Origin of the sequence: Leptospira stimsonii (assembly GCF_003545885.1) — a bacterium.
Classification (GTDB): domain Bacteria; phylum Spirochaetota; class Leptospiria; order Leptospirales; family Leptospiraceae; genus Leptospira; species Leptospira stimsonii.
The window spans coordinates 149831-168859 of sequence record NZ_QHCT01000005.1; the positions used below are offsets into that span (position 1 = coordinate 149831).

Annotated in this window: 17 protein-coding genes; 13 read left to right on the forward strand and 4 right to left on the reverse strand. The window is 43.0% G+C overall.

Annotation, left to right across the window (positions count from 1 at the left end):
* Position 1: 1 nt before the first annotated feature.
* The 10 genes from DLM75_RS17365 (at position 2) to lepB (ending at position 9229) form a co-directional block, all read left to right on the forward strand.
* The gene (locus DLM75_RS17365) at positions 2-1300 is read left to right on the forward strand and encodes a circularly permuted ATPgrasp domain protein (protein ID WP_118969772.1); all 1299 of its coding nucleotides are present in this window, start codon (positions 2-4) and stop codon (positions 1298-1300) included.
* Between the two features lie 603 nt (positions 1301-1903).
* The gene (gene fabG / locus DLM75_RS17375) at positions 1904-2668 is read left to right on the forward strand and encodes a 3-oxoacyl-[acyl-carrier-protein] reductase (protein ID WP_118969774.1); all 765 of its coding nucleotides are present in this window, start codon (positions 1904-1906) and stop codon (positions 2666-2668) included.
* Between the two features lie 565 nt (positions 2669-3233).
* Entirely contained in the window at positions 3234-3467 is a 234-nt protein-coding gene (acpP, locus tag DLM75_RS17385) for an acyl carrier protein (RefSeq protein WP_000753030.1), read from the forward strand.
* 54 nt (positions 3468-3521) lie between these two features.
* Positions 3522-4265 (forward strand): ribonuclease III, encoded by a 744-nt coding sequence (gene rnc, locus DLM75_RS17390; RefSeq protein ID WP_118969775.1) that lies wholly within the window; start codon positions 3522-3524, stop codon positions 4263-4265.
* 60 nt (positions 4266-4325) lie between these two features.
* Positions 4326-4790 (forward strand): NUDIX hydrolase, encoded by a 465-nt coding sequence (locus tag DLM75_RS17395; RefSeq protein WP_118969776.1) that lies wholly within the window; start codon positions 4326-4328, stop codon positions 4788-4790.
* Complete coding sequence (gene aroB, locus DLM75_RS17400) at positions 4787-5881, forward strand: 3-dehydroquinate synthase (protein ID WP_118969777.1); 1095 nt, start codon at positions 4787-4789, stop codon at positions 5879-5881. Before DLM75_RS17395 ends, aroB begins: the two co-directional genes overlap by 4 nt.
* Complete coding sequence (locus DLM75_RS17405) at positions 5878-6759, forward strand: mechanosensitive ion channel domain-containing protein (protein WP_118969778.1); 882 nt, start codon at positions 5878-5880, stop codon at positions 6757-6759. Before aroB ends, DLM75_RS17405 begins: the two co-directional genes overlap by 4 nt.
* Before the next feature lie 19 nt (positions 6760-6778).
* Complete coding sequence (locus DLM75_RS17410; RefSeq protein ID WP_118969779.1) at positions 6779-7153, forward strand: hypothetical protein; 375 nt, start codon at positions 6779-6781, stop codon at positions 7151-7153.
* 193 nt (positions 7154-7346) lie between these two features.
* Positions 7347-8108, forward strand: coding sequence for an alpha/beta hydrolase family protein (locus DLM75_RS17415; protein ID WP_147456656.1), 762 nt, complete (start codon positions 7347-7349; stop codon positions 8106-8108).
* Positions 8109-8197: 89 nt separating this feature from the next.
* Positions 8198-9229 carry a signal peptidase I gene (gene lepB, locus DLM75_RS17420; RefSeq protein WP_118969781.1) on the forward strand — a complete coding sequence of 344 codons (1032 nt, stop codon included), beginning with the start codon at positions 8198-8200 and terminating at the stop codon, positions 9227-9229.
* Positions 9230-9819: 590 nt separating this feature from the next.
* Here the strand turns inward: lepB and pyk are convergent.
* A complete protein-coding gene (pyk, locus tag DLM75_RS17425; protein WP_118969782.1) occupies positions 9820-11247 on the reverse strand; it encodes a pyruvate kinase in 1428 nt (475 codons plus the stop codon).
* A gap of 103 nt (positions 11248-11350) precedes the next feature.
* Between pyk and DLM75_RS17435 the strand changes: the two genes are divergently transcribed.
* The 3 genes from DLM75_RS17435 to DLM75_RS17445 are packed head-to-tail and all read left to right on the forward strand — an operon-like array spanning position 11351 to position 14187.
* A complete protein-coding gene (locus tag DLM75_RS17435; RefSeq protein WP_118969784.1) occupies positions 11351-12256 on the forward strand; it encodes a histone deacetylase family protein in 906 nt (301 codons plus the stop codon).
* 4 nt (positions 12257-12260) lie between these two features.
* Positions 12261-13076, forward strand: a complete 816-nt coding sequence (locus DLM75_RS17440; RefSeq protein WP_118969785.1) for a hypothetical protein — start codon at positions 12261-12263, stop codon at positions 13074-13076.
* Between the two features lies 1 nt (position 13077).
* Entirely contained in the window at positions 13078-14187 is a 1110-nt protein-coding gene (locus DLM75_RS17445; RefSeq protein ID WP_118969786.1) for a SpoIIE family protein phosphatase, read from the forward strand.
* A gap of 424 nt (positions 14188-14611) precedes the next feature.
* Here DLM75_RS17445 and DLM75_RS17450 read toward each other — a convergent pair whose 3' ends face one another.
* The 3 genes from DLM75_RS17450 to DLM75_RS17460 form a co-directional block, all read right to left on the reverse strand.
* Positions 14612-16420 (reverse strand): hypothetical protein, encoded by a 1809-nt coding sequence (locus DLM75_RS17450; RefSeq protein ID WP_118969787.1) that lies wholly within the window; start codon positions 16418-16420, stop codon positions 14612-14614.
* 29 nt (positions 16421-16449) lie between these two features.
* Positions 16450-16935 carry a putative lipoprotein gene (locus tag DLM75_RS17455; protein ID WP_118969919.1) on the reverse strand — a complete coding sequence of 162 codons (486 nt, stop codon included), beginning with the start codon at positions 16933-16935 and terminating at the stop codon, positions 16450-16452.
* Positions 16936-16996: 61 nt separating this feature from the next.
* Positions 16997-18937, reverse strand: a complete 1941-nt coding sequence (locus DLM75_RS17460) for a glycoside hydrolase family 36 protein (protein WP_118969788.1) — start codon at positions 18935-18937, stop codon at positions 16997-16999.
* Positions 18938-19029 lie beyond the last annotated feature (92 nt).

Consider the following 19029-nt stretch of genomic DNA (forward strand, 5'->3'; position numbering starts at 1 on the left):
GATGACGACGATTTCAAAAGTATTCAATCGAGAATGTCAGTGTATAACGATCGAAAAAGAAGTTTTGGACCGGAGTTTTCTTAAAAAAATTAAAGCTTCCATGAGCGAAGAGAATTCCGATCTTGATTCCTTGACGGATCGTTTTTTTGCATCCAGCGCCTCCTTTTTGGATCCGAGCGATTTTCTTAAAATTCGCAAGACGATCCAAGTAATTCAGAAAATTCTTAAAAACGAAAAGGTGAGAAAGGAGATTCTCAAAGAATTTCCCGAGAACTTGAGAGGTCGTTTTTCAGAAGGTGGTGTTTTTTTAAGTTTTGATTTTCATCTCTCCGAGGAAGGTCCGAAATTGATCGAGATCAACACGAACGCGGGAGGCGCCTTTTTACAGACGAAGTTGGTGGAAGCTCAGAAAGAATGTTGTCCCGAAGTGAGGGACGCGCTCGCGAGTGCGGAAGAAATTTTGGCCATCGAAAATCGATTCTTTGATTCCTTTTTGGAAGAATGGAAGGCCGCGGGAAAAGATGGAGTTCCTACTTTCGTTGCAATCGTAGACAAAAGCCCGAAGGAGCAGTTTCTTTATCCCGAATTTCTTTTGTTCCAAGAAATGTTTTTATCGAAGGGAATTGCCTGCGAGATCGTAGAACCAAATTCTTTGACTTTGGATGAAGGAGGATCCATTTTCTTCAAAGGAAAGAAAGTGGATCTTATTTATAACCGTCTCACTGATTTTTATCTTTCGGAATTGGAAAATCAGAAGATCCGGTCTTCCTGGGAAAAGGAAATGACGGTCGTAACTCCGAACCCGCTCGACTACGAACTCTACGCAAAGAAGACGAATTTGGTTTTTTGGAAGAACGAGGAGTTCCTACGCGATGCCGGCGTCGAAGAATCCGATCTTGAAGTTTTGGAAAAATTCATTCCTTTCACCGGGGTTGTGAAAAAAGAGAATGCCGAAGAACTCTGGAAAGAGAGAAAGAAATTTTTCTTTAAACCTGCCTCCGGAGGATATGGAAGTAAAGCCGCCTATAGAGGAGATAAACTTACCAAAGGAACCTTTGATGAAATTCTTCAAGGGGAGAATATCTTTCAAGAGATCGTTCTTCCTTCCGAGAGAATTCTTTTCAAGGACGGAGAAAAAGTTCCATATAAGATGGATTTGAGAACGTATGTATTCCGAGAGGAGATCCTACTTTTAGCGGCGCGTTTGTATCAAGGTCAGACCACGAATTTTAGAACTCCAGGGGGTGGCTTCTCCCCGGTTTACGTTCTTGGAATGGAATCCTCTGCGGTTGGAGGCTGATCTCAAAAGTAGAATCGTATGTGCGATTCGAAAAGTTTTCCTGTGGGAGTTCCGACAAGAGTGAGAGAAGAATTCTTACTTGCAAAATAAGAATTTTATGATATAGGAAAGTCTCTCGCTTTTTTCCCACGGACCCGCCTCCACCACCCAATTCAGGGTGGGGCGCGCCGCTTTTCACGGTGTGTCGTAGTTCCTACAGAATGGATCAGGGCTGATTCTTTTTCGGAGGAAAGAGGGGAGTTCCCACACTTCAAAGATTTAGAATCGTTCTTCGATCTCTTGTAGAACGTTTTCCGGGAGCAGGAAAGAACTTTGGAAAATGCTCTGAGGAACAGGATTCCTTTCTTTTCAAGAAGGACGGAAAGTGTGAGTTCCCACTTTACAAGGTGATTCAAACGTCTCGTAGTTTTTCCCTTGTAAAAGTATGAGTTCCTACTTTTCACCGATTTCACAAAAAACTTCCCTTTCAAAAACGTTTTCCAACGGAATAAATAGAAAAGCAGAACGTTCGTTCTGTCACATCGCCTCAAAACCGGGAAAACTCCCTTGACCCGGTATTTGACCGAAATACTTTAGCCGCAGAGCACCCGAAAGGAAAGAATTATGATCGATTTAAAAGGAAAAAACGCTGTTATCACCGGAGCCGCACGCGGTATCGGAAAATCCACAGCCCTCGTTCTTGCAAAAGCAGGAGCCAATATTGTTATCGCAGACCTTAACGAAGAATCAAGCAAGGCGACTGCGGAAGAAATCGCAAAACAAACCGGAGTAAAAGCCATCGGAATCGGAACCAACGTAGCCGATTCTGAATCTTCTGCAAAAGCAATCCATGCTTGTGTGGAAGAATTCGGTTCCGTCGACATTCTCGTAAACAACGCGGGAATCACAAAAGACACTCTTCTTATGAGAATGAAAAAAGAGCAGTGGGACGCGGTCATCGCAGTAAACTTAACCGGAACTTTTAACTGCACCCAAGCCGCTGTTAAATACATGATGAAAAATCCAAACGGCGGATCGATCATCAATCTTTCTTCGATTGCAGGAGTAAACGGTAACGTTGGACAGACTAACTACTCGGCTTCCAAAGCGGGTGTGATCGGTTTTACAAAAGCCGTTGCTCTCGAGATGGCTTCTCGTAAGGTCCGTTGTAATGCGATCGCACCGGGTTTTATCGCAACGGAAATGACCGACGCGATTCCGGAAAAAATCAGACACGCAATGGTTGCGGCGATTCCTCTAAAAAGAGCCGGACTTCCGGAAGACATTGCGAACACCATCGCATTCTTAGCTTCCGACATCTCTTCTTTCATTACCGGTCAGGTAATAGAAGTGAACGGCGGAGGATTTCTTCCGGGCGTTACCGAATAATTCGTTTCGAAATCTTCTTCCATTCCGAAATCGGAGTGGAAGAAGATTCCAATTTTCTTTATTTCCTTTAATTCGTTCGAAAAAAAGAATTCTCACTCAATTCTTCTTACCCTCTCCTGGTTAAATTCATCTTTTTTACTTTCTTAGAATTCATTTTAGAATAGAATCCGGAACAAGGAACGGTTTTTATTTTAAATCGTTTCTAATGAGACAAACTCTTATCAAAAAACCAAAATTCTCTCTCTTCGTAGAATCCATTCCAAGAAGGACTCGAGGCATTCTAGGAGAATCATCGTTCATTCCTTCTTGAAGAATTTTTCTCTCCGAATGAGACGCATTCTTATGTGTTCTTTCTTGCAACGCATCAGATCGTTTTTGAATGATAAAAATCGAATTGAAGAACAAAAACTTCGGAACAATTTAAGGGAGTTTTTTTCTGAAAAAAAGTATATTGGCTTGCCAAATATTTTCGGAATTAAATCTATAAAATTCGGTGGATTTTATATCCACCTGACTAAATCTAACAAAAAATCATCATACCACAAAATGTGGTACGGAGGAAACAATGGCAGACTTTGAAAAAGTTAAATCTATCATCGTAGAACAACTTGGAGTGGATGAATCTGAAGTTACACCTGAGGCTCACTTTATAGATGACCTCGGTGCAGATTCTCTGGACACAGTTGAATTAGTAATGGCTCTCGAAGAAGAATTCGGAATCGAAATCTCTGACGAAGACGCTGAGAAAATTCAAACTGTTGGTGACGTTACAAAGTTCATCGACAACCTCAAGTCCTAATCGTTTGAGACTTTCCGGGTTCTTCACGGAACTCGGAATTCTTTTTTCCCTCCTTTGATCTTTAAAAAATCACAATCTTCTTCTTCTCTCAAAAACCCGGAGCGGGTCAAAACTCTACAGAAGCTTTCCAAAAAAATCGGAATCAAATTTTCCAATATTGAATTTTATAATACCGCATTCATTCATAGTTCCTATAAAAATGAGAATCTCGAAATCCCGGAAGACAACGAACGGATGGAGTTCCTCGGAGATTCCGTCTTAGGTCTCGTAGCCGCGCGTTATCTCTTTCAAAACTATCCCAGGGCCAGTGAAGGCGAATTGTCCCGGATTAAGTCGAGAATCGTCTCTACGCCCATTCTAAACACCATCTCGGAGAAGCTAGGTCTTTCCGAGTATCTTCTCTTAGGCAAAGGGGAGGCGAGTTCTCAGGGAAAAGGAAGACGCAAACTCTCCGCGAATCTTTTTGAATCCTTGGTCGGAGCGATCTACTTGGATCTCGGATTCGAAGCCTCCGAAAAATTCATCTTAAAACACTTAATAGAATTTGCGGAAAATCCGGAAAAAGAGGAATCTGTCAGAGACTACAAAACTCAACTCCAAGAATACTCTCAGAAAAATTTCAAGGTTCTTCCGGTCTATCGCTTGAAAGGAGAATCTGGTCCCGATCACGCGAAAGTTTTTCAAGTTTCCGTTCGGATTCGCGATCAATGGGAAGCGAGCGGGAGCGGAGTGAGTAAAAAAGCCGCGGAACAAAACGCCGCGAGAGAACTTTACAATCGGATTAAAAGAGGGTCTTAGAAGAAAACGTCCCTCGCCAAATCAAGATTCAACGAATCAAAGGACGACAATCAAGTTAGTATGGATTTTTTCTTTAAAAAGAAGGGAATGCGAGTCAGGGTAGCGGCTCTTATATTCAATTCCCAAAACGAAATCCTTCTCATCCAACAAAAGAAAAAAGATTCTTATTATTGGCTTTTACCGGGCGGCGGAATCGAATTCGGCGAAAGCGCAGAGGACGCGCTTCGAAGAGAATTGAAAGAAGAACTTTCTCTTGAAATGAAAACGGCTTCGTTCCTTCTCTTAAACGAATCCATTGAACCCGGCGGAAAAAGACATCTCATTCAACTCGTATTTTTAGTGAACGTAAAAAAGGAAGTTCCGGAACTCAATCTCAACGAAAAGGCAATTACCGGCTTCGGATATTTTAGTCCGGCCGCCGTTCGGGAAATGGATCTTAGACCCGATATCAAGTCTTTTCTTTTGGAAGGAAATTTGAGTCCGGCGCCCTTTATCAAAAGCATCTGGGTATCAGAAAAAAAATGAGTCATATCGAAACCATACAAGTAAACACGGAACACAAATCGGTCCCGGTGCAAATTCATACGGACCTCACCGGATTATCGGAAGAACTCGCGAAACTTTCCGGTGTCACATCGATTTTTTTGATCACGGAAAGATCGATTCATTCCATCTACGCGAAATATTTGGAAAAGGAACTCTCCGCTTTGGGAATTCGTTTTCAAGAGATTTATATCAAGGGTGGAGAGAAGGCAAAACATATCGAAAAGACGGGTGACGTCTACAACCAACTCATCAAACACGGGGCTGATCGTAAGTCTTTGATCTTGGCCTTCGGAGGCGGGGTGGTCGGTGATTTCGCGGGTTTTATCGCTTCGACATATTTGCGGGGAATTCGTTTTGTTCAGATTCCCACCACTCTTCTTGCTTGTGTGGATTCGTCAGTCGGCGGAAAGGTCGCGGTGAACGCGGATCTTGGGAAGAATATGATCGGTTCCTTCTACCAACCCGAATTCGTCTTTGCTCCGTTATTCGCTCTTTCCACGCTTCCAGATCGGGAATGGCGATGCGGTCAGGCCGAGATCATCAAACATTCTCTTCTTTCCGGAGGAGAATACTGGGAAAAAGTAAAACAACATTCATTCCAAGATTTGAATGTAGAATCTTCCGTTCTTCCTTATATGATCGCCGAGTCGGTTCGATTTAAGGCTTCCGTCGTTTCGAGCGACGAAAAGGAAACGGGTCTTCGAAAAATTCTCAACCTGGGACATACGACCGCACACGCGATCGAGTCGGTTACGAAGTATAAGAAATATTCCCATGGAGAAGCGGTCGCGATCGGCCTTGTCACTGCGCTCCTGATCAGCGAGGAGAAATCCGGTTTGGATCCTTCTACAACGAAAGAAACGATCGAGTCGCTGAAGAGTTATCGACTTCCGTTTCAGACGAAGTTGAAATCGAAGGAACTCGCCAAACACATGCTCCACGATAAAAAGAACGTCGGCGGTTCGATCCGTTTTGTGCTTCTGGAAAAACCGGGTTCGCCTGTTTACGATATTCCGGTCGATTCTCGCGATATCATCTTGAGCATTCGAAAACAAAAAGGTCTTCTATGAATTTTGAAGTCGATTTTTTAAAAGCCATCAATCCTTTCATTCTTCTTAGAATGAAGGAAAGAAGTCTTGCGGAAGAATTGATTCTCATCGTTTATTTTATTCTCTTTCTGATCTTTTCGTATCGAGTGATTCTTTTTGTTTTGGATTTTTTTCGCCCGACTGTGGACGTCACCGCGCGTTACAATAGAAGAAAGATGGCGCGGATGTCCTTCGTAATCTTGGGTTTGATTATTCTTCTTCCCGTGGCTTTTTCCGGACTTTCCTATTTGCCCACCGTTATGGGACTTGCCGGAGCAGGGATCGTAATTTCTTTGAAGGATATCACACTCAATTACGTCGGTTGGTTTTTTATTCACGGAAGCAACGGCTTTGAGGTCGGAGATCGAATCGAAATCGAAAGTGTTCGAGGAGACGTGATCAACATAGGAATGAATCGTTTTACTCTTATGGAAATTTCCTCCGATCCGAAATCCGATCAATCCACGAATCGTCTCGTTCACTTTCCGAATCACTACGTAATCTTAAAGCCGATCGTCGTCGTAAAGGACAAGATGAATTACGTTTGGGACGAGATGAGAATCAAAATTCCTTACGATTCCGATTTTGAAAAAGCGGAAGAACTCCTGAACGGAATCATTCAAAACAACGCCGTGATCGATCAGGAAGAGATCGAATATACATTACAAGAGCTTTCTAAAAATTATTTGGTACGTCTCGGAAAAACGTCTCCGATCGTTTATCTTTCCCTGGAAGAAGGCGGGATTCTTTTTTCGCTTCGTTATCTTACGCACGTTCGTGAAAGAAGGGATATGAAAACGAAAATTGCGCACACGATCTTGAAAGAATTTAAACTTTTTCCGGGTATTCGAATTTTATAATATTCTTGGTATCATATTTATGATCGATCCGGAGAAAATCATCCAATTTACTTTTTCAAAAGGAGAGGAGGTCCGTTACGTCGCAATTCGATGGAACGGCGTCATCACAAAAAAACAACGATCCGGAGTCGAAAATTCGTCTTCTTCGGACAGCGATTTTTACGAGGAGCAGATCGTAAATCCGGCTTTGTTACTTCTCGCAAAACAAAGGGGTGATATCGATTGTGGTGGTTTGGATCATCTCGTCGTTTCCTACGGAAATTTTTTCCAGATCGTTGCTCATTTGGCGAGCGGTCACATTTCCATATGCATCGAAAAATACGCGTCTCCGGACGAATTTTCCAAGCGGATTTTCGCCGACTTGAAGACCAGTTTTCCGGATCTTTATAAATGAATCCATAGGTCGGGAAAATACTTTACGAAGATCGAATATTCTACAAAACAAAAGTTCTGTAAGTCATGTTGGATCGGTCCAGCTTTTCTTTTTAAATATCAGAGTAGGGAAGGTCTTCGTTTATCTTTTTTTGCAAACAATCAAACCCGACCTTTTCCGATTCATTTTTTATGGCAATGGTTATTCCAAACTCATGTATAGAACCAGATTTCAAAAAGATATCGTAGCGGAATTCCTTCCGCCGAAAAGAAAAACAAAAACGCAGAGGTTGATTCTCCTCTGCGACGGAATGCCTTCGATCCCTAAAAAACAAGGTCTCGTGGAATTCCTTTCCGCCAAGGGTTATTGGGTGATTTATCCGAGATATCGTGGAGCGTGGGAAAGCGACGGAGAGTTTTTGAAACATTCTCCTCACTTGGATATCAAGGAAATCATCGACGAAGTTCTGGATCTCAAAACAATTCGAGAGAATTCCTTTTACAAAAGTTTCGAGGTCATGCCGGACGAGATTTTCGTGATCGGAGGAAGTTTCGGAGGTGCGACAGCGCTTCTTTCTTCTTTGGATTCTCGAGTAAAAAAAGTGATCGCGAATTGTCCCGTCGTTGATTGGAAAATCTTAAAGGAAGAGCAAGCCGCAGAAACAGCAAATCCAAATTACGTTTCTTATTTGAAGGAAACGTTCGGGAACGCGTATCGACTTCCGGAAAAGAATTGGAAAAAACTTTACGAAGGCGAATTTTTCAACCCTGCGTTTCACATAAAGGAATTGAATCCGCTTAAGATCCGAATGTTTCATGCGGTGGACGATCCTTATGTCCCAGCAACGGTCGTGAAAGACTTTGCAGATCGTACGAAGATCAGGCTGAAACTCCTCAAAAAGGGTGGTCACCTCAGTACGGATTTGATCGTAAGAAAATATTGGGATGAGATCCATCGTTTTTTCCTGTCGCATTAAAAAGATATCGATCTCGTTTTTGTTTTATGATTTCCCTATTTTTCCCGTAGTGTTTTTTTAAACCGACAATGACTCGGAAGTAACGAAGAATGCAACGAAAAGTGATCGGCCTATTTTTAAACTTAATCTTTCCTCCCTTCGGTTTTTATTTTTTAAAAGATCGTCTTTTGTTTTGGATTTTCTACGGTTACGCCCTGTTTGCCGGCTTGTTCGTTACCGTTTTTACTTATATACTTTTCGAGAATCGCTCCGGAAAGGCCGCGTTATCCTTTTTGATTTTTTGTCTTCTTTTGAGTTGGGGAATTTTAATTTTCGCCACCCTTGTCTCGATTAAGAAGACAAGATCGACGGCTACGCGAAGTTTTCCTTCTCCCTATTGGTTCTTGCCGGTTACGATTTTCTTTTTGCTCTTGTTTGGCATCGCCCTTGACGAACTCGTAAAGGATAGGATCCTAAAAGCCAAGGTTCAACTTTCTTCCGGGATGGCACCCGATATTAACGTAAACGACGCCTTTTATATTACGGAATTATTTTATAAGAAGGAATTAAAACGAGGGGATATCATCGCGTATCAAAATGAAGAATCGGGCACTCAGTCGCTCGGTAGAATCGTCGGTCTTCCGGGGGAAACGGTTTTGATAAGCGAAGAAGAAACTCCGGATCATTTTTCGATAACTCGACTGAGTGTGAACGGTGAAAAAATTCCACAGGAAAGTTCGGAGAAAAAGGTTACCGACTTCCAATCCGGTTTGGATCCTCAGGAACGAATCGTCTTGTTGGAGGTCCTCGGTAATCGTTTGGTTACGATTCTGGAATCGAAATCGAATTCGGGGCTTTTACTTTTTCCAAAGGTTCAACTGGCGGAAAACGAATTCTATGTGTTAGCGGACAATCGGGACGGTTCTGTCGATTCCCGAGTGCTTGGGCCGATATCTTTTGACAAGGTGGTCGGCAAATTTGCCTTTACGTATCTTTCTTCCAATCAGGATCGAGTTCCCGTAAAGATCTGCGAGGGAAATTCCGATTATTTTTGTTCCGTAAAAAGGCTTTATAAAATTCTAATGCTCGGGAATGTCCGTTGGAATTATCTCGGTTTTGATAATTCCGCTTTGAGGAAATGAATTTTCGTTTATCAAGACCTTTTGGACTCCAGTAGACAACAAACTCCTGGTGTAACAAAAATGTAGGAGCTTCAGAGTTCGAGCGTGAATGATTTTTTTAGAATGTTTCGGGTTCGGGTTTCGCAAAAAAAGTGGGAACTCCTTCTGTATTTTAGAAGACCTAGTTTTTCAGATTGTGAGAAGGCTTCGTCCGGTTCCAGGCGGTCTTGTTTCATTATTTTGAGAATTAAAATGTATTTTTGTAGGAATTCCTAGATAGATAGTTTTTTAGAAAAAAGCCTGAAAACGGACTTAAAGTCCGTTCGAGGTACACTCACGGCAAAAACAGTCTTTACGAATCTTCCCCAATGCCCGCGCAATGTGGGGACTCGCACGGAATCTGGACTTGAAAGATGAGTTAAAAATCGCACAAAAAGTCGATTGGGTCTATTTCGTTGAATTTTACCAATAAAATGAGAAAATATTAATATTCTAATTTATTATCGTCTGACGTCCTAATGCAGAATCTGTAAGAAAAAACCAAGACGAGTATGTTTTACTCTCTTCACGAAAGATTTTAGTGAAGAAGTGATTTTCAGAATCCTACAAATTCAATGAATCTTATAGATCTGTAGAAAGTCCACGCTTCGAACGCTCGCCCCCGGAGCTCCGGAAAGAATCACGACCTTGTCGCCAGGAAACAGAAATTCGTCTTCTTTGAGTTTTTGATTCATATAAGCGATCATATCTTCCAGTCTTGTAAAAAACGGCATCACAAACGGAATCACGCCTCTGTAGAGTTTCATCTTCCTCGCCGTTGTCGCAAATGGTGTAAAAGAATAGATCGGAACCTTCGGACGCATCTCCGAAGTGATCAAAGCGGAGTAACCGCTTCTCGTAAAGTTGACGATGGCTTTTGCATGAATTCCGTGAGCGATTTCCCTCGCCGCGTTTCCAAGCGCCGTTCTTTCGGATTCCAAAAACGTTTTTTTGATGTTCCAGTGAATTTCATAGATATGATCGATCGTTTCCGTTTCCTGGATGATCTTTGCCATGATCTCAACGGATTCGACCGGATAATGTCCGCTCGCGGATTCCGCAGACAACATCACCGCGTCCGTTCCGTCCATCACTGCGTTTGCAACGTCGCTTGCTTCTGCTCGCGTGGGTCTCGGATTTTCAATCATCGATTCCAACATCTGTGTGGCGGTGATCACCGGTTTTCCGGCTTGGTTGAGTTTGTAGATCAATTCTTTTTGAAGGATCGGAACCTTCTCCGTTTCGATCTCGACTCCGAGATCTCCTCTCGCGATCATGATTCCGTCCGCGCGTTCGATGATCTCTTCTATGTTCCCGATCGCTTCGGGTCTTTCGATCTTTGCGATGAGTCCCGTATACGTCCCAGCTAACAGAGATCTTGCTAATTCCAAATCGGCTCCGGTTCTTACAAAGCTGAGAGCGACGTAATCGACTCCCAGAGCGAGCGCGAACTTCAGATCTTCAATGTCTTTCTCTGATAAAGCGGGCGCGGAGATCGGAGTTCCCGGAAGATTGATCCCTTTGTTGCTCCAGAGAATTCCTCCCACGACGACTTTTAACATCGCGGAATCCGAAGTTTTGGAAAGGACCTTGAGAACGAGTTTCCCGTCATCGATGAGAATCTTGTCTCCTTCCTTGATATCTTGGATCAGATTCGGATATGTACAACCGATCGTTTCCTCGTCTCCTTGGAGTTCCGCGTCCGGAACGATTTTGATTTCCTGGTCCTTATGGAGTAGAATGGAGTTTAACTTTAATTTTCCGGTTCTAATTTTTGGACCTTGGAGATCCGCCATGATTCCGAGCGGAAACCCGGAGATTTGCTCACATTTTCGAAGAGTCTCGTAGACTCTCTTATGCGATTCGTGAGTCCCGTGTGAAAAATTCATTCGAGCGATGTCCATTCCGGCCTTGAGAATGGAAAATATGGTCTCTTCCGATGAGGAAGCGGGGCCGATGGTGCAAACGATTTTGGTTTTTTTCCCGTTTAGGGTTTTCATGAACGGCAATTGTAAAGAAATGCCTTCCGTTGTTCCAGCGAATATTTCCTCTTTACGAACGGAAAGAGGAAAATAGAATGAACCAAAAATAGGCGTCCTCTCCTTGGAGAAGCAGTTAGAACGAATTGGTTTAGTATATCATCCGGATTATAATATGGATCTGGGTCCCCACGTATTTCCTGCTAGGAAGTACCAGATGGTTTACAATCTCGTAAAACAAGATCCTAAACTCGCGGATCTCTATGTGCACAAACCGGATCCGGCCAAAGAGAAAGAGTTGGCCTTGGTTCACACGAAAGAATTCTTAAAAGATTTTTTTTCCCTGAAACTCACAGAAAGAACCCAATATTCCGAGCTTCCTCTTACAAAACAAATCGTCCAAAGTTTCGTACTCGCTGTAGGAGGAACGATTCTCTCGATGGAACTTACGAAGAAGTATCGATTTGTCTATCATATCGGCGGCGGCTTTCATCACAGTATGCCGGATCGCGCGGAAGGATTTTGTTATCTCAACGACGCCGCGATCGCAGGAAAATTATTTCTAAAAGAGAATCCCGGCAAAAAAGTATTATTCATCGATTTGGATCTTCATCAGGGAAACGGAAACTCCATCGTCTTCCAGAACGAACCGAACGTGTTTACCTTCTCCATGCATCAAGAGAATCTTTATCCTAAAAAAGAAAGATCGGGAATGGATATCGCCTTAGACGAGGGAACCGATGATAAGAAATACCACGATCTTTTGGAAGAATCTCTTGAGAAAATCCATTCTTCCTTTCAACCCGATCTTATCTTTTACATCGCCGGTGCCGATCCTTTTGAAGGAGATTCTTTAGGAGATTTGAAACTCACCTTTCAGGGATTGAGAAAGAGAGATAAGATCGTAAGAGACTTCGCTCTTCGCGTCGATGCTCCGGTCGTGATTCTTCCCGCAGGAGGTTACGCGAAGGACTTTCACGATACGGTCACAATCCACTACAATACGATCAAGGTATTCGCGGCCGATTAACGTTATGGGAATCTTCTCCGATTCGGATAAAAACAAGGGAAATCCCGGTTTTTTGGACGGTCAAGAGCTCGGGATGATCGACATCTCCCGTGAATTTCAGACTTCTCTCGGAATCGAAAACAGCCTCTTCAATCGTTTCACGATCGATGAAGTCCGAGTGATGATGGAAGAAGCAGGAATGTTTCGAATTCTTCAAGCGAGGGGATACTCCGATTTTCAGATCACCTTGGATGGAATTTCCGAAATGGACAATCGGATTTATATCAAGGATCCCTCAGGTGGAATTCTGGTTCATATGCGTTTAAAATTTTCAGACTTTCAGTTTAAAAAGCTGGATCAATCCTACAAGCTCGTTTATATTGACTGGCTCCTGACCCAGAATCTAAAAGCGAAAACGATGAAAGTAAAAAAGAAACTCCATCAAGGTCAAGAATTCCCCGGCTTGAGTGTGATGAATGAAATCACAAGTTTTATCCGAATTCTTGCAACCAAAATGGGAGCATACGGAGCCTTTAATATTCCGGAATACTTTCACGATGCGGTTCTTTTTCATAAATCATTTCAATTCGTCGATCCCGAAAAGGAAGGGAAGTTTCGAGCGATTCTTCAGTCTTTTAGTAGAACAAATCTAAGAGAACTCAGCAATGAAATTCACGGCGAAAAAATATGCGATTCGACAACGGGTGAAGCGTACGTCTGGAAATACGGCGAGATGGTTTCCTGTATCAATAACTATCTGGAGTCGGCTCTTTTCGATGAGGACTATTATAAAAAAGTGAAAAAGATCGTTTCAGGGACTCATTACATAAGGAAAGTCTAATATGGCAGAATTTTCCCTAAGACCGGAAATTATCATTCTCGACGACGACAGAGACGTGGGCGAGACCCTGGAACTCATTCTTACAAAACTGGGTTACCAGAGCGTATTTTTTGATTCCGTAGAACAGGGAAAACAGTATTTCGAAAAAGAACTCAATCCGATCGTATTTCTCGATATTCATATGCCGGGAAGCAGTGGATTAGAAATACTTCCATACTTTAAGAATTTAGAATCCAAAACTCAGGTCATCATGATGACCGGAGAACGCGATATCAACAACGTAGTAACTTCCTTGACCCACAAGGCGAGCGACTTTCTTCTCAAACCATTCTCCATTCAAACCGTACAGATCGCGATTCAGAGGGCTTACGATTATTATACGATCCTAAAGGAAAGAGATCTTCGAGATGAAGTGATCATGAGAGATCTTCGTCTCGCATCCAGAGTTCAAGGGAAAATCTTTTCGATTCCGGATCTTTCACCGTTTCGAGTGGAAGCGGATATCACGCCGGTTTCCTTTGTGAGCGGAGATTTTAATGTCATCCTGAAAAAGGAAAAATCGATTCTTCTTTTGTTAGGCGACGTGGAGGACCACGGAGTCACATCGGGTCTGATCGCGCTGTTGATGACTACGCTCGCGAGGGAAGAATTTAAGAATTCGGACAATCCTTCGGAGATTCTAAAAAAGATGAATCAGGAACTTTGTCTGAATATCGGAACTCACAGTATGACTGCGGCTTGTGTGATTCTTTTTCCGGATCAAAAAAAGCTTGTCTACGCAAGAGGCGGGCATCCGTTTCCGGTTCATTTTCACAAGGAAGGTTTTTCTTTCTTGAAGGAAAAATCGGGGCAATTGATGGGAATTTTGGAAGACGTCGAATATCCCAATCACGAAGTGCTTGTAAACTCGGGAGACGTCGTTTTTCTTTTTACGGACGGAATCATCAACAATCTCAACCATCCCTTGATTGAAGAATTGAACCAGATTCACAAGTCGGGTCAGGAGCCGATTAAAAAGATGAAGAATGCGTTAGACACCTATGTCCGTTCCGCGATTCCCGCGAAAGAATATAGGGACGACGCGTCTTACGTTTTACTCGAAATCCCTTAGGCTCTTTCCCCAATGCATTTTCCGATTTGAGAAATGGACCACGGCCTTCGAGCAAGGAAGGACTTCGCAAAATTGTTTTTCGAAAGGAGAACTTGTTCCAAACCCTGAAACCAGAATCTCAGGAAGAATCGGTAGGAACAACGACAACTCTCCTGTGAAAGCGGCGCGCCCCTCCCAAATTTCGGGTGGAGGGGTGGGGGGCGGAAAAATTCCGGAAGACTTTCCTATATCACAAAATTCTAATTTTGCAAGAAAAAATTCCCGTGTAGGAACTCCTAAAAAATCCTACTTGCGGGAGTTTTTAAGCTCGAAAAAGTTTTTTTAGGGAGCAAATTCTTTGTCGGACCAAATGTTCGCAGGAAATTTCGATTTACGAAAAAGTGAGGGTATCATTACGGAACGATTTGATTTGGATCGGAATCGATCAATCTTCTTCTTGAAACAGAAAAAGCTTCTTTGGAAGATCCTTCATCGGAACAAAAGGAAATGTTCCTTTTCGAATATTAAAAAAAACGAATTCTGGTAAACTGAAAAAAGCCGATTGAAACCCTTTTTGAAGGCCTTCCCCTTTGTCAAAGGGGAGACTCAAAAGGCCGGCGGCAGTAAGACCGACTCCTGTTCCGAAATTTACGATTCCATAGAGCGGTCTTTTCCAGAAGACGTCGTCCGTGAAAAGAGGAAAGAAATGATCTTCTCGATTTTTCTTGTAAAGTGAAGAAGTGAACGTAAAGGATTCCCTCACTTGAGTTTCCAGGGAAGCTTCTTTTCCCAAAATTTCCTTGAGCTTTTGTCTCCGATAAGATAGAAAAACCGTTTCACCGGAAGTCTTCCATTCTTTTGAGATTGAATGAGACGCGTAGAATGGAATGATCGTCGGCGATAGGCTCGTAACGATTCTTACGCCTGGAAAGATTCTTTCTTGCGAATCGAAGGTTTTCTGGACGCTCCGGATGATCTCGGTCGTGCAGTTTTGGGAGAGGAGATGAAACGGATAGAGCTTTTTCAAGCGGGAGTGATATTCAAGTTCTCTGTTTTTGGAAATTTCGGCGTATTCTCTGAGTCGAGAATTTTCGGGTAAGGACATCGGAATCAAAAAAAAGTTCTCCCTTTGCGGAATCAATTTTCCGGAATACATTCGAACGGGAATCGCCTGAGCAATCCCTTCCTGTAACTCGAATGCGCGGTTGGTCGCATCCTCCCAGATTTGATATTCTTTTTCCGTAATGGAGTTTAGAGTCGATATTCTTTGACGCGCGAGAGAAACAATCGAAGACATTTCTCCTTCGACGTGACGGACCGCTTCTTGATCTCTTGCGGCCTCTTTTTGGATGAGCGGAGAATCTTCCGGAAAACTGGAAAGAAAGACTGGAAAACCCGATTCTAAACTTTGTTGAATCGCCTGCATCCTTCCAAGAGCGACTAACGCGCTAAACGCCCAACCCGGATCTTGTTCCTCGAGAATCTGCAAAAGACTTTCTTTTTGTCTTTGAAAGAATGTTTTTAAGAGTTCGATTTCTTTTTCGGAAAGAACGTCTTTCGAATCGTCGATCAGAAGTTCAGAGTTTAAACCCCATTCTTCTTTTAAGATCTGACAGAGCAAAATTCCTTCGAGCGTATCACGAATTTTTAAATACGGTCCTTGCGAAAAAAAAGGGAACCGATCGGCGCTCATTCTTTCCGGCAGAGAAGGAAAACGAATCTCGGAAAGTCCGTTCTCCGGAGAAAGAACTTCTTCTTTGAGGCGATTCTCCAATTCAAAAAGGAAAAGTTTTCCGAATCGGGATTCCAATTCTTTTTTTAGATCCTTTGTAATTTTAGAATTTTGTTCTTTTGTAAAGTATGCTGTCGCCCGGAGTCCGATTTTTTTTTCGGGAGAATTCAATTCCTCGAAGAACTTAGATTCTTTTTTGAGAATTTCCCAGTTCTGTAAATGTTTGAACTGAACGAGATAGAGGTGGTTGAGTCCAGATTCTAAGATTGAAATTTCTTTTGAGTTCCAATCCAGTCGAGTGAGGACGCTCGTTCGATTGGAAAGAATATTATAACTGAAGGCGAAGTCATCGTACGATTCTCTCACCAGATGAAAGATATCGTCCGGAAAATATTGATAGTGATAGACTTTGTTTCCGACTCGGATTCCGGTATGTCCTCCGCTGGATTGTCCCGTGTTTGCGTCGACGTAGATAAAATCGGCTGTGGTCGGTGTGGAATTCAGCCCTGCCGGTAAGAGCAGGGCAAAGGAGAAAAGAAAGGAAAAAAATCTCAGAGCTGAGTGAATCCTTTTTGAATGGACTCTACGATTTCCGGTTTGGATGTTCCCAATCCTTGTACGAAGGTTTGGAATTTCTCTTCGCTCACTCCCGCTTTTTTCAATCCGCTTCCGATTCCGAGATACGTTACGCGCAACGACTTCCAGTTTGTAAGTCCGTTTTGAAGAGCGAGGGTCGTAAGATCGTTTTTGAATTCGATTTCTTGAAATCCGTTTTCGACGTGCATCGCCGTAAGATCGCGAACGTCTTTTAAATAGGCTTTTTCTTTTTTCTCATCGTCGCTGGAAGAAGAAGAGAAGATGGAACTTACGGACCCGGAGATCGACTTGATCGAACCGGAAAGGCTTTGTAAAGAATCGGAAGATTTACTCAGAGAGTTTACTCCCGCTGAAATCGATTCCGAAATAAAGCAGTGATTGAGACTGAGTATGAAAAGTCCTAATACCAAAGCCATGAGTTGTTTTTGAGTGCGTTTCATCAGATTGGAGTCTCCGTGTGATTGTTTTTCGGTTGGAATTTTATCCGGGATTGAATTCCAGTCAAACAACTTTTCCCGTTTGTAAAATTACGGATCCGAACGCAGGAAGTTTCAATTTAAGAATTCCTGTTTTTGGAGAAAACTCCAGAGACTCCGGAACCTTACCCGTCCAGAAATCGGGAAACTGTTTTTGTTTGGTCGCGAAGGGAACTTGGATTTCGATCGTGTTTTCTTCTTCGGTTGGATTCCAAATTCCTAAAAAGCCTGCCGGATTATAAAGTGCCGGAGGAAATAGACCGGAAGTGATTCCGACTGGAATCGGAGTTTTGCTTCTACACTTCGCTCCGAGTTCTAAGGTTTTTTTCAATAAGGAAAGTCTTTCTTCTCCGATCAACGCGAGGTCGTCGCTCACAAGAATCATTCCTCCGCTCACGGCCATCACACTCGCCATAAACTGAGTTTGTGCCGGAGTCATCTGATTTTTACTTTCTCTTACGAGAAGACAATCCGGATCGTTGTACCATAAATTTCTGTGCATGGAAGCGCGCGTGATGTCGTTGATCAAGGCTCTTTCCGTGCAGAGTGCGTGTTTATCGTTTACGAGAATTCTTTTCTTTTCTCTTCCCCAGAACGGAGCGACGTCGCAACTGATTCTCATCGCGTCAAAAAGTCCGATCGAAGGATACGTAGGAGCCCCACAACCCAAAAGAAAAACATCCTTTCCTACGACCTTTCGGATAAAACGGATCGTATCCGCATAACGCTTGTGAGGCGACACGCCTCGGTCATAGGTCCAGCCCGGAAGCAAGGCCGCGTATAAAAAGTCGAGTTTGAGATAGGGATATCCGTATTCTTTTACGAGGGTGGAAAAGACATTTTCTAAAAAGTCCCGGGAAGTGGGATGGGTAACGTCGATACAATACGTGTAGTCCATTCCCCAGAGAGGATTCCAAAGTGCGGGAACCGGTTTTCCGTCTCGATCTTTCAAGACCGCTTCCGGATATTTCTGGAAGAATTCTGATTTTTTTCTCACTAAGAAGGGTGCGAGCCAAAGCCCGGGAGTGAGTTTTTCTCTCCGGATTTCTTCGGCTATAAGACGCATTCCTCCGGGGAATTTGTCGTTCGTAGTAAGCCAATCTCCGATTTCCTTTTGATAGCCGTCGTCGATCTGGAAGAATTGAATCGGAAGTTTTTTCTCCTTCACGAGCGTCAGATTCTTCAAGATGATCTTTTCCGAAATTTTGGTGTAGTAGTGATACCAAGAACACCAACCGGTAGGAACCTGAGTCGAGGAGAGTTTTACTTTATGAGCTTTTCCTAATTCGCTAAAATACTTTTTGAGAAAGGCTTCCGGGCCTGTGCTAAAACGAACGACGCTGATCGGAGTCAAGGAAAGTTTGTTTCCTCTGAAATCTTCGTAGCGATAAAAATCGTAGATCAAGGAAATTCCCGAAGATGGGAACCAGGATTTTTTCTTTTCGTTTGCGAGTTCCTCTTTTCTTTCCGAAGAAATCGCTCGGAACTTGACTCCTTGTTCTCCGGGACCGGTCGCTCCGGCGAAGTAATGTGGATCATTGGAAGAAGAGATAAGAAGAATCATTCCTTCGCTGTGCCAGTCTCCGCCGACCCCGGAATGTTTTGTATAGATATTCTCCTCGGTGTATTGAAGGAAGTCGAGGCGTGGAGATTGGTCTGCTTCGCTCAAAGAATGAACTCCGGTGAGACTCCAAGACTGATATCCGTGTTGAAAGAGTTTCGGATTTACGAGGGAATGCGGAGGAAGTTCGATTTCCAAGGTAAGAATTTCGGTTCCTGCCTTGGGTCTGAGTTCTCCGATCCATTCTAAGGTCGGTTTGTAAACGTTGTTCTTTCCCGTTTTTTTATAACCGAGGGCAAGGGAGAAATTTCCGCAATCGCTCTTGCTCTTCAGTTCTTTTCCTGAAAATTCAAAAGAGGAAACGAACGCGTCCTCATAGACTTTGTAGTTTAATATGGCTCTCATTCTTTTGTTCTATCGCTTTGGATCGCTTTTCGTTTTTTCAAACGGGAACTTTTCTAAAATTCCAGCGGCCTTGTTTTGTATTTTTGGTTCCC